The 14,420-nt window shown below is 69.8% G+C and carries 12 protein-coding genes; 10 read left to right on the top strand and 2 right to left on the bottom strand.

Going from position 1 to position 14,420, the window contains the following annotated elements; all coding sequences use genetic code 11:
• Positions 1–114: 114 nt before the first annotated feature.
• Complete coding sequence (locus CUT39_RS12950; RefSeq protein ID WP_100447460.1) at positions 115–996, bottom strand: aminoglycoside phosphotransferase family protein; 882 nt, start codon at positions 994–996, stop codon at positions 115–117.
• Between the two features lie 40 nt (positions 997–1,036).
• Entirely contained in the window at positions 1,037–2,467 is a 1,431-nt protein-coding gene (locus CUT39_RS12955; RefSeq protein ID WP_100447236.1) for a helix-turn-helix domain-containing protein, read from the bottom strand.
• A 1,331-nt stretch (positions 2,468–3,798) separates the two neighbouring features.
• Between CUT39_RS12955 and fxlM the strand changes: the two genes are divergently transcribed.
• The 10 genes from fxlM to CUT39_RS20380 all read left to right on the top strand — a co-directional run bounded on the left by fxlM (position 3,799) and on the right by CUT39_RS20380 (position 14,396).
• Positions 3,799–5,076, top strand: a complete 1,278-nt coding sequence (gene fxlM, locus CUT39_RS12960) for a methyltransferase, FxLD system (protein WP_198587109.1) — start codon at positions 3,799–3,801, stop codon at positions 5,074–5,076.
• 53 nt (positions 5,077–5,129) lie between these two features.
• Positions 5,130–5,315, top strand: a complete 186-nt coding sequence (locus CUT39_RS12965; RefSeq protein WP_100447238.1) for an FxLD family lanthipeptide — start codon at positions 5,130–5,132, stop codon at positions 5,313–5,315.
• A 93-nt stretch (positions 5,316–5,408) separates the two neighbouring features.
• Positions 5,409–8,279, top strand: coding sequence for a lantibiotic dehydratase (locus tag CUT39_RS12970; RefSeq protein WP_100447240.1), 2,871 nt, complete (start codon positions 5,409–5,411; stop codon positions 8,277–8,279).
• Positions 8,276–9,484 (top strand): lanthionine synthetase C family protein, encoded by a 1,209-nt coding sequence (locus CUT39_RS12975; RefSeq protein WP_100447242.1) that lies wholly within the window; start codon positions 8,276–8,278, stop codon positions 9,482–9,484. Before CUT39_RS12970 ends, CUT39_RS12975 begins: the two co-directional genes overlap by 4 nt.
• The gene (locus CUT39_RS12980; protein WP_157930673.1) at positions 9,466–10,470 is read left to right on the top strand and encodes a thiopeptide-type bacteriocin biosynthesis protein; all 1,005 of its coding nucleotides are present in this window, start codon (positions 9,466–9,468) and stop codon (positions 10,468–10,470) included. The genes CUT39_RS12975 and CUT39_RS12980 overlap by 19 nt, the downstream gene beginning before the upstream one ends.
• A gap of 114 nt (positions 10,471–10,584) precedes the next feature.
• The gene (locus CUT39_RS12985) at positions 10,585–11,286 is read left to right on the top strand and encodes a GOLPH3/VPS74 family protein (protein WP_100447248.1); all 702 of its coding nucleotides are present in this window, start codon (positions 10,585–10,587) and stop codon (positions 11,284–11,286) included.
• Between the two features lie 62 nt (positions 11,287–11,348).
• A complete protein-coding gene (locus CUT39_RS12990; RefSeq protein ID WP_100447250.1) occupies positions 11,349–12,866 on the top strand; it encodes an APC family permease in 1,518 nt (505 codons plus the stop codon).
• Positions 12,856–13,443, top strand: coding sequence for a GNAT family N-acetyltransferase (locus CUT39_RS12995; RefSeq protein WP_100447253.1), 588 nt, complete (start codon positions 12,856–12,858; stop codon positions 13,441–13,443). Before CUT39_RS12990 ends, CUT39_RS12995 begins: the two co-directional genes overlap by 11 nt.
• A 183-nt stretch (positions 13,444–13,626) precedes the next feature.
• The gene (locus CUT39_RS13000; protein WP_100447256.1) at positions 13,627–14,247 is read left to right on the top strand and encodes a DUF4153 domain-containing protein; all 621 of its coding nucleotides are present in this window, start codon (positions 13,627–13,629) and stop codon (positions 14,245–14,247) included.
• Positions 14,244–14,396 carry a hypothetical protein gene (locus tag CUT39_RS20380; RefSeq protein ID WP_157930674.1) on the top strand — a complete coding sequence of 51 codons (153 nt, stop codon included), beginning with the start codon at positions 14,244–14,246 and terminating at the stop codon, positions 14,394–14,396. Before CUT39_RS13000 ends, CUT39_RS20380 begins: the two co-directional genes overlap by 4 nt.
• Positions 14,397–14,420 lie beyond the last annotated feature (24 nt).

Here is a 14,420-nt window from a genome sequence, read left to right on the forward strand (position 1 = left end):
CCCATTGGAACCACTGGCCGGGGCGCAGTGATAGGAGGTCGAAATCGGGGCCTCGGCCGTTGACGGCTCCCAAGGGCCGCGTGTGTGGCTTTCGAGCGAATAGTCCTAGTCAGGCTACCTGTCGGAGTTGCCGAAGGCGGCGTATGGGGTCCAGGGTGTGCTGGTGTCGCCGGTCATGACCGTGGCGAGGCGGAGCTTGAACTCTTCGGCTACTCCGGGTGTGCTGGCCATGAGGGGGACTCCGCCAACTACGAAGGTGAGTTCGCGGGCTTGGCGGAGGACCGGCCAGGCTGGGTCCGTGGTGATGTCGTGGCCGTAGGAGGCGGCGAGACGGGCGTGCTCTCCGGAGTCGGTGAACCAGATCGCGGCGGCGGCGACGGCGGCGAGATCGACACCCGAGGGGCCCAGGCAGGTCGAGTCGAAATCGCAGAGGACAACGCGGCCATCGGGGCGGCGGAGTAGGTTCCCGACATGAGCGTCGCCGTGGATGAGCGAGCCCTCCGACTCCGTGACGAGAGCGTCCACCTCGGGCTCTAGTCGATCGCACCAGTCCAGCAACGATGCGCGGTCGGTGTCTTCCAGCGCCTCGGCGTCGGCGATTCGCTTGCGGGCGGTGCCGACCGGGTCCCATCTCGGCAGGTCGAAGTCAGGGGCCGGGAGACTGTGGAACTCTTTGAGGACCTTCCCCAAGTCTTCGGGGCTGGGTGTCGGTGCGGGTGGGATGTAGTCCCAGACGGTGGCGAGAAGGTCTTCAATAGTCAGCGGCTGGGGAATGGCGCCCGTGAGACGAATGGTCGGGGCATCGACCTCGGCGAACCAGGATCCCAGCCGGGCGCCCTTTCGGATGCGCTCGTGGAGCTTGGTCGAACGGGTGATCCTGACAACGATGCTGGCTCCGGGGAGAGCGTAGACCGCGTTGTTGGCCATGTGCAGCACCTGGGCGTCGTCGTCGACGACTCCGAGTCGAGCTGCGATGTCGCTGAGCGCTGCGCGCATCCGATCGTCGGTGAACCGTCCGGTCGTCAATCCGTGCTCCTTATCGTGGGGTGATCATGGCGATGAAGTCGTCGACGTCCGAACGGCCTGCGCACAGGCCCGCGTCGCGGCTCACGTTCGCGACCCGCTCCCGTACCCGCTGCGAGAGGACCTGACCGTCGCCTGCGACGATCTCCGCGCCGACCTCCAAGGCTGTGTCCGGTTCGCCCGCGAGGAACCAGGCTGAGCATAGTCCGACCTGGTTGAGGACGCTACTGCGCTGCATCCCCTCGTCGAACCCGTCGATGGCCTTTCGGGTCCATTCGGCGGCCTCATCAGCGAATCGACGGTCCTGGCGGGCGAAGTCGCGGTAGACCCTGCCGAACTGGGCATCCAGTTCGGCACGATCGATCCATCTGATCCACGGAGGCTCCTGGCTGGCATCAATACGGCCGAAGTCGTCATCAGCGTGACGCAATGCCTGGACGGCAGCCTCCCGGTCGCCGAGAGCAGCGAACGACGTTGCGATAGTCGCGTTGAGCACCGCCTGCGTGCCAGCAGTCGCTCCCGTTCCTACCCGGTCCGATGCAAGTCGGAGGACTTCGACGGCATCACGGTTGTGCCGTAGGTGCTGGAACTGGCGGGCCTGGCAGTAATGGACGAAGACAGCGAGGCTCATGTTCTCTGTGGTCGCTGCGAGTCGTTCGGCCGCTGCGAAGTGCCGTTGGCCGGTCCAGTGGTCGCACATGTCGAATGCCGTCCAGCCGGCCAATAGACGGAGATTCGCGACCGTTGTGTACAGCTCGTTTCGAAGTTGGTCGGGATGGGTGCTGTCCAGCAGGACCGCGGCAGCATCGGCGACGCGGTTCATACTCTGATGGACTAGGCCGCCACCGTACTGGTAATCGAGCGACTGGTAGAGGTCGTGGACGGCGTTCAATCTCGTCAGGTCTGCCCGGCCGATCCGCCGCCTGCTTCCCATTCGGATGCAGGCGGTCGTGATCTGATCCATCTGCGCCATGAGATCGAGTTGGGGATCTTCGACGGTGCTAGTGCCATCAGCGAGGACGGCCCCGGCTGCGAACCCGACGCCTGCCGCGAGGAACCTTCGTCGATCCACGGACTCTCCTCGAGCGGTTGAGAAATGCGAGTCCAGCATGTCCCTGACGACCGGGTCTGCGTCAACATTCTGGCCGAGAATCCTGTCATTGTCCGCTTCGGAAAGCCGTTCGTCCGCTTGAGATTCGACCAAACGCCAGGCGCGAGTCAGCACGCCTCCGGTCTTCAGCTCTCGATCGAGGGTTTCTGCGAGTTCGACTGAGCACCCGCGCTGGGCCTTCTCGATCTTGCCAATCTTTGAACCGGATGTGTAAACCCGCTGGCCAAGCTCATCTTGGGACAGGCCGCTGAGTTTTCGGTGGTGGCGCAGCTCAGCACCGAACCACTCAAGCAGGCCCTTCTCGGGCTCGAGCTGCTTTTCCGGGTAAGGCATGACCGTCTCCTCGCCTGAAGCGGACAAAGCCCGTAACCGTTTGGTGTCTGCTTCAGATGCTTGTCCGGCGCGGTGTCGTAATTCAGGCTACATACATGGCAACCGATCATGCACCCACCGTGGCCCGATGGCGTCGGCGATGGACCCGAATCACGGTCCCAGATTCTAGCCTCATCCCTGATGGGGGCGATCCGGTCGGCGGGATGTCCGTCGACCAGGCCAGGGCCGAACTCATCCGGCACCTGCTCGACTGCGTGCACTGCCGGAAGGCGGCTGGGCGTGCATCCTCAAGAGGTTGCGCCGTTGGGCTTCGGCTCCGGGGCCGTGTCGACGGGTGCCTGGCGACGACGGCCGCGGAAGGCGGGACGTCATGAATGACTTCGCAAGCGCCGTCAGCTGGGGCGAATTTGAAGCGCTTCTGCCGTTCGTCGTTCCGTTCTCGTCCGTCGCGGTGGGAAGCGACGGAGCCGGGGAAGCCGGCCGCCTGCGTCGCTGCAGGGCCGAGGCTTCCCACGATCCAGCGGCTGCGGCGGTGACCACCGTCGTTCCTCCCGTTCCCGCCGCAGCCGCTGGTGTGTTCAACGATGATCGCGGCCAGCGAGCCGTGGACTGCCACGACCTCAAATCGGATGCCGAGCAGGCGTCGGAGCGGGTGGGCGCTCCGAGGGCCGTCTCGGTGTCCTGCTGCCTCGCCCGGCAAGGTTGGAGGTCTCCTTTATGGGCTACGGGGACCTGGTGCGCCGAGTAGAGGCGGCCGGTTGGAGCTATGTGCCGGGCCGTCGCTTCGACGACCGAGCGTGGTGCGTTCAGTGCCGACACGATGCCGGGAGTGCGGCCGGATGACCACTCGGCAGGGTTGCCTCCAACCGGCTGGGCCGACCGCGCGCTGGCCTGATTCTGCGCGGTCGGCCCGTTCTCAGACCTCAGATGACCCCGAACCGTGCCGCAACCAAGAAGTGGTCGCCGAGATGCAGCAGATTCTTCGCACGCAGATCGGTGCGCGCCGGTTCCCGGCGGTCGCCAGATCCGCCGGGAAGGTGGGGAAAGAGCTCGGGGATGCGATCTGCCGATTCGCTCGCGGCCCTCGGCGACTCCAGCAGGCTCCCGGCTCCGTTGTCGAGGTGAGACGGGGTCGGGCCGGGCTCCACCCGATCGGGGACCTAGGGATCGGTGCGGGTGGAGGGACGCCGGTTCATTCCTGCCGGCGGGCCCGGTCGGTTGGTCCCCGCCAGGCCGGCCGGGCTACCTCCCCTCCAGGACAACGACGGACAACCGAACGCGCATCAGGGTTGGGAGCAGGTTTTCGGTCCTGACACGGATTGGATCAGCCGATGAACATCGCGATTGAGGAGGCATACATGTCGAGCACCGAGACCGATTCGACAGCAGCGGGCGCGCACAGCGACGGCGCCGAGGCATCGGGGCTGCTGGAGGCGATGCTCGCCGAGCTTCGCGAGCTGGGCGCCTTGCGGTCGGCGCCGGTGGAGGCAGCGTTCAGGGCCGTGCCGCGCTATCGGTTCGCTCCCGGCGCGCCGCTGGAGGAGGTCTACGCGGCGCGGGAGGCGGTGGTCACCAAGCGCGATGCGCACGGCGTGGCGGTGTCGTCGGTGTCAGCGCCGGAGGTTCAGGCGTTCATGCTCGAGCAGGCCGTGATCGAGCCGGGGATGCGGGTGCTCGAGATCGGCTCGGGCGGGTTCAACGCGGCGCTGATCGCCGAGCTGGTCGGTCCCTCTGGGCAGGTGACGACCGTCGATATCGACCGCGATGTGACGTCTCGGGCGGCCGAGCTACTCGGGGCTACCGGCTATGCGCAGGTCGAGGTGGCCTGTGCCGACGCCTCGGAGTCGCTGCCCGGCGATGGTGATTGGGATCGGGTCATCGTGACCGTCGGCGCTTGGGACCTGCCACCGGTCTGGACCGATCGGCTCGCTCCAGGCGGCCGGTTGGTCGTGCCGCTGCGGATGCGGGGGATCACCCGCTCGCTCGCGCTCGAACTTGTCGGCGCACACCTGGAGGCCGTCTCGTCCGAGGTCTGCGGGTTCGTGCAGTTGCAAGGGGTCCTCGGCCATGAGGAGCGGCTGTTCCTGCTGCGCGGTAAGGACCTCGGCCTGCGATTCGACGATGCGAACGCGCCGGCCGATATGCGACCGCTGGACGGGGCCATTGCCGCCCAACGCCAGGTCGTGTGGACGGGAGTGACTACGGCTGCCGGGGAGTCGTTCGCCTCGCTGGAGTGGTACCTGGCCGCCGTATTGCCGCACTTCTGCCTGCTTGCGGCAGCGCCGGGGGCCGCCGCCGAGGCGGGCCTGGCCGGCGAGGGGGAGCGGCAATTCCGGCCCGCCCATGTCGACGGCGACGCTTTCGCCTATCTGCTGGCGCGAAAGTGCGAGGACGGCCGGTTCGAGTTCGGCGCCGCCGCCTACGGCGGTACTGCCGATCAGGCGGCCACCCGGATGGCCGACCAAATCCGAGCCTGGGACGACCTGCGTCCCGACCGTGAGATCCCGGCAGTCAGCATCTGGCCCCGCGAGACCGAAGAGCTTCCGGCGGGCTTCGTCGTGGACAAGCGCCACCGGAGGATCGTCCTCTCCTGGACGGAGCGGACCTGACCCGCGGCCGAGCCGGAAAGCTCGGCCGAATCCCTGAAGGAAGGAGCGCCAGCATGCTCACGCCTCTGGCCGAACCCGAAACATCGAACGCAGTGATCGAAGACGACGACTTCGCGCTGGACCTGCGCATCGTCGAGAGCCACGAGCCGATCGCGCAACTGCGCTGCGACACCGACGACGGGTGCGGCAACACCTGCCAGGGCAGCGCCTGCGCCTCGTTCACCAACAATCCGGTCTAACCCCCGGTAGGGCCCGCCCCAATCGCACGGGGCGGGCCCGGCGGCGGCCCCCGTCATCCAGTCCGTTTCGGCTCGCCTACCAGGAGACCCGTCATGTCCGGTAGCTACACCTTCAGCGGCTTCGCCTACGCTCGTACCTCCACGCTGGACCGGCCTTGGCCGCGCCCGGCCTTCGACTTCGCCGACCACGACGCCATCCTCGCTCGCGCCGGCCTCCGCTGGCTGCGGCAACTGTGGGACCGAGACGACATCCGCCAGGCCCTGGCCGTCGCCTCCCCGGACCTGGCCAGGCGCATCGAGGAAGTCCTCGACGGCACCCCGCAACGGCCCAAGCGCATTCGGAGCCTGTTGGGATCGGTCTATGCCTATCTGGCCCGCTGGGAGCGGCGACCCACACCTTTCGGGCTGTTCGCTGGAGTCGCGCCAGTCCGCATCGGGGACCAGACGAAGGCCCGCTTCGGCACCGACCACGCCCCCTACCGGCGCCCCGATGCCGCCGAACTCCACGCCCGTGCGGCCGAGCGCGAGGCCGACCTGGAGACACTTACGAGACTCACGCTGCGCGCGAACGACTTCGCTCAGATGCGGGGCAATCGCCTCGCGGTCCCCTCCCCGATGAGTGAGGCACAGGCCGCCAGCGGTCTGGTCGCTGAGGCGTCGGTGCGCGCCTCAGCGCCGGTGCGGGCGGCTATGGCGCTGGCGGCCGAGCCGATCGGCTTCGACGACCTGGCCGCTCTGCTCCATGACCGGTTCCCCGGCACGGCTCCGAGCCGGTGTCGGACGCTGCTGGCCCAGATGGTCCAGGCCGGGGCGTTGGTCAGTAGTGCCCGACCAGCCATGACCGCACTCGGCGCCACCGCATCGGCCACGACCGCCGACGGCGAAGTACCGACAGGGGACAGGGCGGTACATCTGGGCCTCGACGCCGAGTTCTGCCTGCCCACGTCCGTGGTCGCCGAGGCCGAGTCCGCCGCCGAGACACTGCTGCGGCTCTCGGCCCACCCGTACGGCACGCCGCCGTGGCGGGACTATCTCCAGCGATTCTTGGAACGCTACGGCCCGGGCGTGATGGTGCCGGTCCGCGACCTGGTCAGCGACGCTGGACTCGGTTACCCCACCGGCTACCTCGGTGCCGCTTGCCCCAAAGGGCCGCGCCCGTTGACCGACCGGGACGCGACGGCGATCGAACTGATCCAGGCCGCCCAGGCCGACGGCGCTGACGAGATCGCCCTCACCGAACCGGTCGTCCAGCGCCTCCAAGTCGGCGACGGCACCGACCGGGTGCCGCCGCCCCGGGTCGAGCTGATGTTCCGGCTCGACGCAGCGGCACCCGAGGCGCTCGATCGCGGGCGGTTCAGGCTGTGGCTGACCGGCATCCCGCGCCCGGAGTCGTCGCTGGCCGGCCGTTTCGCGCCGTTGCTGGGCCCGGCCGAGGCCGATCGTCTCGCCGCTTCGTTCACCGCGCCGGGTCGTGCCGTCGCACAGTTGTCCTTTCCGCCCCGCCGGGCCCGCAACGGCAACGTCGCCGCCGTCCCGCCCCTCCTGCCGCACCTGATCGTGCTCGGCGAGCACCCGCCCGCCGAAGAAACCGACCTGATCGGGCTCGACCAACTCGCCGTCACCGCCGACCCGACCCAGCTCCACCTCATCCGCACCACCAGCGGCGAAGTCGTGGAGGCACATGCGCTGCACGCGCTCGACGCGACCGTCCACACCCCGCCGTTGGCGCGTTTTCTCGCCGAAGTCTCCGGGGCCGGTCGGACCTGGTGGGGGCCGGTCGACCTGGGCATCGCCCGCACCCTGCCCTACCTGCCCCGGCTCCGCGCCGGCCGCACGGTCCTGGCACCGGCGCGCTGGCTCCTGGACGCCGCGAACCTCCCCGGCCCCAAGGCCCCGGCCTCCGAATGGGACGGCGCTTTCGATGAGTGGCGGGACCGATGGTGGATGCCCGACTCGGTCGAAATCGCCACCGGCGACTCCCGCCTCCCGCTGGACCTGCGCGACCGGCTCGACCGCCACCTGCTGCGCACCCGACTCGCCAGTGCCGGCAAGCTCGAAGTCGCCGAACACGAGTCCCGACCCGGCTGGGCCGGGCGGGCCTGCGAGGTCGCCGTAGCCTTGCGCGCGGTCGAGTCGCCGCCTGCACCGGTTCGCACTCCGGTCCCGGCCGCCGACCTCGAACTCCCGGCCGGGCGGCTGGTCGGCGCCACCCTGTGGGCCCATCCGCGTCGGTTCGACCAGATCCTGACCGGCCACCTGTCCGAACTGTTCCACGCCGCCGCGCCATGGACCGAGACCCGGTGGTACACCCGCTTCCACGACCAGGCCCGCCCGGACGGCGACCACCGCCTTCAATTGCGTCTGCGTGCAGTCGACGAGGCCGCCGCCCGCGACGTCACCGCCGCCCTGCGGGACTGGGCGTCGCGGCTGCACGGCCAGGCCCTGATCGCCGAATACCACCTGACCGGCTACCGGCACCACCCCGGCCGCTGGGGCGACGAGGCCGCCGCCGCAGAGCGGGTGTTCACCGCCGACAGCGCCGCCGCGCTGGCGGAACTGACCGCAGCCGACACCGCCTCGATCCAGGCACTCGCCGTCGCATCGGCGGTCGACTTGGCCGCCGCGCTCGCCCCTGACAAGGAGACCGGCTGGCGCTGGGTGACCACAGTGCTCCCGCATGAGGAGGTCCACACCGACCGGCAGATACGCGAGGCCGCCTTCGAAATCACCGACCGACATGGCAGCGGCCGCTCGATCGCCGAGGCATGGACCGCCCGCCGGGAGGCGCTCGCCGACTACCACCACTCACTCAGCCCGACCTGGGACGCCCAGCGGGTCCTGCGCTCCTTGATCCACGACCTGATCGTTCGCCGCCTCGGCGTCGACTCCGAGCGGGAGCGTGCCATGAACCGGATCATCCGCGCCGTCGCGGCCCGAAACCTCCACACCGGAGTACGGCCATGACCGCCGCCGTCCACGATCCGATCCTCAACGGCCTCGTCGAGTCCCTCGCCGATGATCAGGGATACCCGGACGGCGAGGTCACGGCGGGCAGGGCCCAATCGCTCGGCCAAGGTGCCGCCGGCATCGCCCTGCTGCATCTGGAGCGCGCCGCGACCGGCGCGGGCGACCCGGCCCGGGCGCACGCCTGGATCCGGGCCGCCGCGAGCGAACCGGTCAGCGCCAGCACTCGCGCCGGACTCTACGTCGGAGCTCCGGAATTGGCGTTCGTCCTCGATATCGCCGAGCGAACCCTTCCCGGCCGCTACGCCCACCACCGGGACCGCCTTCTCGATCTGGTCGTTCGAGCCGTCCACCAACGCCTCGACGCCACCCAGGACCGACTCCGGGCCGGCCGACCCGCGCACTTCGGCGAGTACGACCTCATCAGCGGCCTGACCGGCCTCGGACGCCTGCTCTTGCGCGCTCGCCCCGACGGGGCCGCGCTCGGCCGGATCCTGGAACACCTCGTGGCGCTGACCGACCCCATCGGGCACGGTTCCGATCGTCGCCCGGGCTGGTGGGTCGACCACGACCCCGACCCGCAGCTCCCCACACCCGGCGGCCACGCCAACTTCGGTCTCGCCCACGGCATCAGCGGCCCGCTCGCCCTCCTGTCCATCGCTCACAACGCTGGGCACACGGTCGAAGGCCAACTCGACGCCATCGCCACGATCACCGAGCACCTGCGGAGCATCGCCCAGGCCGGCCCGGCCGGGACCTGGTGGCCCCAATGGATCGCCGCCACCGGCCACCCCCACGGCCATCCGCCTCGACCCTCATGGTGCTACGGCACACCCGGCATCGCCAGAGCCATCCAATTGGCCGCCATTGCCACCGGCGACACCACGTTGCAGCACGTCGCCGAAGACGCCCTCGCCGTCAGCCTCATCCACCCGACCCACCGCGACCAGCTCGCCGAGCCCGGCTTGTGCCACGGCTGGGCCGGAACCTGCCTCACCGCCTGGCACGCCACCCGCGACACCGCCGACCCCGACCTGGCACGGCTCCTTCCCACGGCCACCGCCCCCTTCGCCGCCGCAGCGACGCAAGCCACCGCCGACCAGAGCCTCCTCGGCGGGGCCGCAGGCATCGCCCTGGTCGCGAACCTGCTCGCCACCGATGCCGCCTCGACCACTGGATGGGACCAATGCCTACTCCTGAACTGAGAACCGGACGCCACGCAGCCCCCGCGCAGTCGACCAAGCGCCTGGTCGAGGCCATCGCCCAGATCGACCACGGCGCCGACCCGGACCAGATCGCGGCCGACTACGGCCTTGCGACCACAACCCTGCTCGATGCGGCCCAGACCTACCACGAAGCCGGACGCGCCGCCGTCGACACCGCCGCCACAGAGACCTGGCTGCAAACCCACATCGCCTTCGCCGACTGGACCCAGGCCCACCAGAACGCCGCCGACGACCTGGCCCCGAAACTCGACGACCTGTGCGGGGCCGGGCTCGCCTTGCGCTGGTGGTTCATCCGCAAGCACCCCCGTTGGCGCCTCCGGATTCAGGCCACCACCCCACAGCACCGGTCCGAACTCGCCGCCCGGCTCGACCTGATCGGATCCGGCTTGACCGGCAACGGCGCGATCGCTTCATGGCAGCCCACCATCTACGAACCCGAGACGTTCGCCTTCGGCGGCCACAGCGGCATGCACATCGCCCACCGACTCTTCAGCGCCGACAGCCGATGCGCCCTCGACTATCTGGTCAGTACCGACCCCCCGCTGGGCGTCCGCGAAACCTCGCTCCTGCTGTGCACCAGGCTCGTCCACTCCGCAGGACTGGAGTGGCTCGAAATCGGCGACCTCTGGCACCGCATCGCGGACTTCCGCCCTCCGCCTGTCTCGCCTCCACCAGACCGGCTTGCAGCGATCGCGACGGACATCAAGTCGCTCCTGGGCATCGGCACCGGGCCGCACATCGAGCTCTTCGCCGACCACAGCCCGCTTCGTCGATACGAGGGCTGGGCCCAGGCTTTTGCCGAAGCCGGGAAGCAGCTTAGAACGCTCGCCGATACCGGCGCTCTCCAGCGCGGACTCCGGTCCGTCCTGGCCTACCACATCATCTTCCACTGGAACCGGATCGGGCTCAGCGCCGAACAGCAGGCACTCATTGCCCATGCGGCGAAAGCGGCGATCCTCACATGAGACCGCCTGCGACGAGCGCATCCGCAATCCCTGGGGCTGTGTGGTTGCCGGTGTCCGCCAGCGCCACGGTCCGCGGGCCCGCTGGAATCGATCCCCACGACTGAAGAAAGCGCTATGGAACTCAAACCTCCTGTCTCCGGTGGCCCTGCTCGGCTGGTCTATGACGCCGTATGGCTGGCCGGCTATGGCGATATTTGGAAACCGCCGGTGGCCGACTATGCGGCGGGGCTGGGCATCGGCGCCGCGCTACTGGCCGAGCTGATCCCCTCGGGACGCATCGCCGTGGTCGCATCCGGGGACGACCAGGGCCATCTGGTGATGGTGAATCTGGACCCGCGAGCGCGGCCGTCCGATGTACTCAGGCGCGGCCTGTGGGAGCAGATCCGTGCCGAACCGCAGCCGCTGCCGGTGCGGGCCTGGCTCGATTTCCTAACCGTCGACGGCGTCTTTGTGAAGGCCGCCGATCACATGGTCTCCGCCGGGCTGATGGAACGGCACGAACTGGCCACCCGCGGCCGGTGGCGCCGCCGCACCGAGACGGCGTACTGGCCGGTCGAGCCGCTCGTCGCAGCCGCACCGTTCCACCGGTTGCGGCGCTGGCTCGACGGCCGGGAGGCATCGCTGCCGGTCACCGACGTGTTCCTGCTGGGGTTGACCGAGGCGGTGGGGCTGCATCGACACCTGTTCTGCCACCGCACCGGCCAGGCCCGCAAGCGCGCGGTCGAGGCGCAGCGGCACCTGCCGCGCCAACTCCGGGCCCTGCTCGCCCATCTGGGCGATGCGGTCAGTTCGGCGGCCACGGCCCGGACGTTCTAACCGCCCACCAATCCACTTCCGGTCCCCATCACATCGCAACAGAGAGAAGGAGTTCCTGCATCATGTCCACCCCTGCTTCGCGTGAGTCGAGCACGGTCGGTGACCGGTTGGCCCAGGGCCGGCTCGGCACCCGCCGGGTACTGCACTTTTCGTTGACCGCGGCCACGCCGTTGACGGTCATCGCCGGGGGCGTCCCGGTCATGTACGCCCTGGCCGGGCAGATCGGCATCGCCGTCGCTTACCTGGCCATGGCCCTGGTCTTGGGACTGTTCGCAGTCGGCTATATCGCCATGGCCCGGCACATCACCAACGCCGGGGCGATGTACGCCTTTGTCGCCCGCGGGCTGGGCCGCCTGCCGGGGGTCGGGGCGGCCTGGATCGCCGCGACCGCCTACAGTGCCCTCCAGATCTCGCTGTACGGGCTGCTGGGCCTGCAGGCGGCGAGTCTGCTCGACCGGTTCTTCAGCCTCGCGGTGCCCTGGTGGGCCGCGGCCCTGGCCGCCTGGGCGCTGATCGCACTGCTGGGCACCCACGCAGTCGGCCTCAACGCCGGTGTCCTGGCGGTCCTGCTGGTCGTCGAGATCGCCATCGTGCTGGTCTTCACCGGCTCGAACTTCCTGCACCCGGTCGGCGGGTCGGTCTCGTTCGCCGCGCTCGATCCGACCCGGCTGATCGGCCCCGGCACCGCGGCCGGGGCCGTACTCGCGCTCGCCTACGTCGGCTACATCGGATTCGAATCGCCCACGGTCTACGCCGAAGAGGCCCGCAACCCCCGCCGCACCGTCCCGAGAGCGACCGGCCTGACCATCCTCATCCTGGCCCTGATCTACGTCCTGGCCTCCTGGTCGATGCCGGTCGCCGCCGGGGACGAGCGGATCATCGGCCTAGCGACCGCCGATCCGGACATCATGTTCACCCTCGCCGGGCAGCAGCTCGGCCAGACATGGGCCGCAGTCGGGCAGGTGCTGTTGTTCACCTCCATCACCGCCGCCGCGCTGTCATTCCACAACACCACCAGCCGGTACCTGTTCGCGCTCGGCCGCGAGCAAGTGCTGCCGGCCTGGCTGGGACGCACCTCCCCGCGCACGCTTGCCCCGGCCGCGGCCTCGCTGACCCAAAGCGTCCTCGCCCTGGCCGTGATCGCCCTGTGGGCCGTGACCGGCCTCGATCCGTTGGTCCACCTGTTCTATTACATGGGCACCTCGGCGGGCCTGGCGCTGATCACCCTGGTCACGGTCTGCGCGGTCGCGGTCGCGGTCTTTTTCTGGCGCGACCGCCGCGGCGAGTCGGCCTGGACCGCCCGCCTCGCCCCGGCCGGAGCCGTGGCCGCCCTGAGCGGCGTCTGGTATCTGAGCACGGTCCACTTCCACACCCTGCTCGGCGTCGCCGACGAGGCGCTCTTGCCGCGCCTGGTCCAAGCCGCGATCCTCGCGCTGGCCCTCCTCGGCCTGGCCTGGGGCCTGTACCTCAAGCACGCCCGGCCCGAGGTGTACAGCGGTATCGGGCACGGCGCCAAGGCCGCCCTGGCCCAGACCACCGCACCCGCCTCGGCTCCCGTGGGGGCGACCGATGCCCGATAAGGCACGGGCTGACCGCGCCGCGGCCGGGCTCCTGGCCGCCGCCTTCGATGAACTGCCGACCGCCCGATGGCTGGTGCCCGACCCGGCCGCCCGTGGCCGGGCCGTGGCCGGGCAGTTCGAGCTGCTGATCGAGCACGCCCGAGCCTGCGGCGGTCTGGCCACCGCCGGCGCGGGCGAGGCCCCGGACGGAGCGCTGGTGTGGTTCGACTACACCGGCCCGGTCCCCCCGATCAGCGACTACCGGGCCCGGCTGGCCGCGGCCTGCGGGGCCTACACCGACCGGTTCCTCGACCTCGATGCGGCCATGGACGCCCATCACCCGAGCGAGCCGCACCACTACATCGCCCTGATCGGTGTGCGGCCGGACCGACGCGGCCAGGGGATCGCCACCGCCCTGCTCGACCCGATCCACCGGCGACTCGACCGGGCCGCCGTGCCGGCCTACCTGGAGGCGGTCTCAGTAGCGACCATGCGGCTGTACCGGCGGCTCGGCTACCGACCGCACGGGCGCCCCTACCCCATCGGGCCCGGCGGCCCGCCCCTGTACCCGATGTGGCGCGAACCGAACCGGCACTGAGGGCACGCCCGACCCACGGCGGTCCCGGCCCACACGGGGCCGGGACCGCCCCCGATCCTGAAAGTTCTGTACCGAGAAAGCACGCTCGATGACCACACCCACCCCGACGACCGACCCCGACCCACCACGAGCCAAAACCGTAGCCCCCTCCGGCCCCAGCCATGCCGCACCGGAGCCGACTCGATGAGCACCAGAATCCGCACCAGATCCCAGCGGCATCGGGGGACGAAGGGCAAACTGCGCACCATCATCGCCGCACTGGTGGGCCTGTTCGTATTCGCCGCGCTCGTCGACAGCGCCGATACCGGCATCAGGGTCGACGCCAGCGCGATACTCACGTTGGCCGGCCATGGACTGCAAACGGTGCTGCTGTGGGCGGCCGTGATCGCTTGCGGCCCCTATCTGCTCTACCTGGCCGCCGTGAAGCTGTTCCCGCAGATGCGCAAGGACCACGACGAACGAGCCTCGAAACGAATCCGGAAATGGGGCCTGATCGGCGCGGCCGCCCTCACCGCACTCGCCTATGCGCTCTACTTCCTCCCCATCCTCATCGGCCGGGCCCTCGCCTGGGCCGGTGCGAGGACCAGCGAGGCCGCCTCGGGCCTGGACGGCGCGGCGCACGCGGTCGCCGCGCGGCTGCCGGTGATCCTGTTCACGGTGGCGGTAGCGGCCTACCTCCTGGCCGGATACTTGTGGGCCGTACGCGGCCGGTCCAAAGGCGAGCAACTCGCTCGCGGTGGCCTGGTCTACGGCCCGCTGGCCGTCCTCACCCTCGCCCTGGAACAGGCCGGGGTGATCGGATGACCAGCCGTATCACGACCGAGCTGTACCGCGTCCGCGGCCGACTCGAAGGCCGCCTCGGTCGGCCGTGGTGGCTCGAGATCATCCGCATCGCCACCGTCGCGGCGCTGATCGGGACCGCGCTGATGCTCCTGGCGGTAGGAGGCCCATGACCCCCCACCGGCAGGCACCGCACC

It is taken from the genome of Glycomyces xiaoerkulensis (genome assembly GCF_002798405.1).
GTDB lineage: Bacteria > Actinomycetota > Actinomycetes > Mycobacteriales > Micromonosporaceae > Glycomyces > Glycomyces xiaoerkulensis.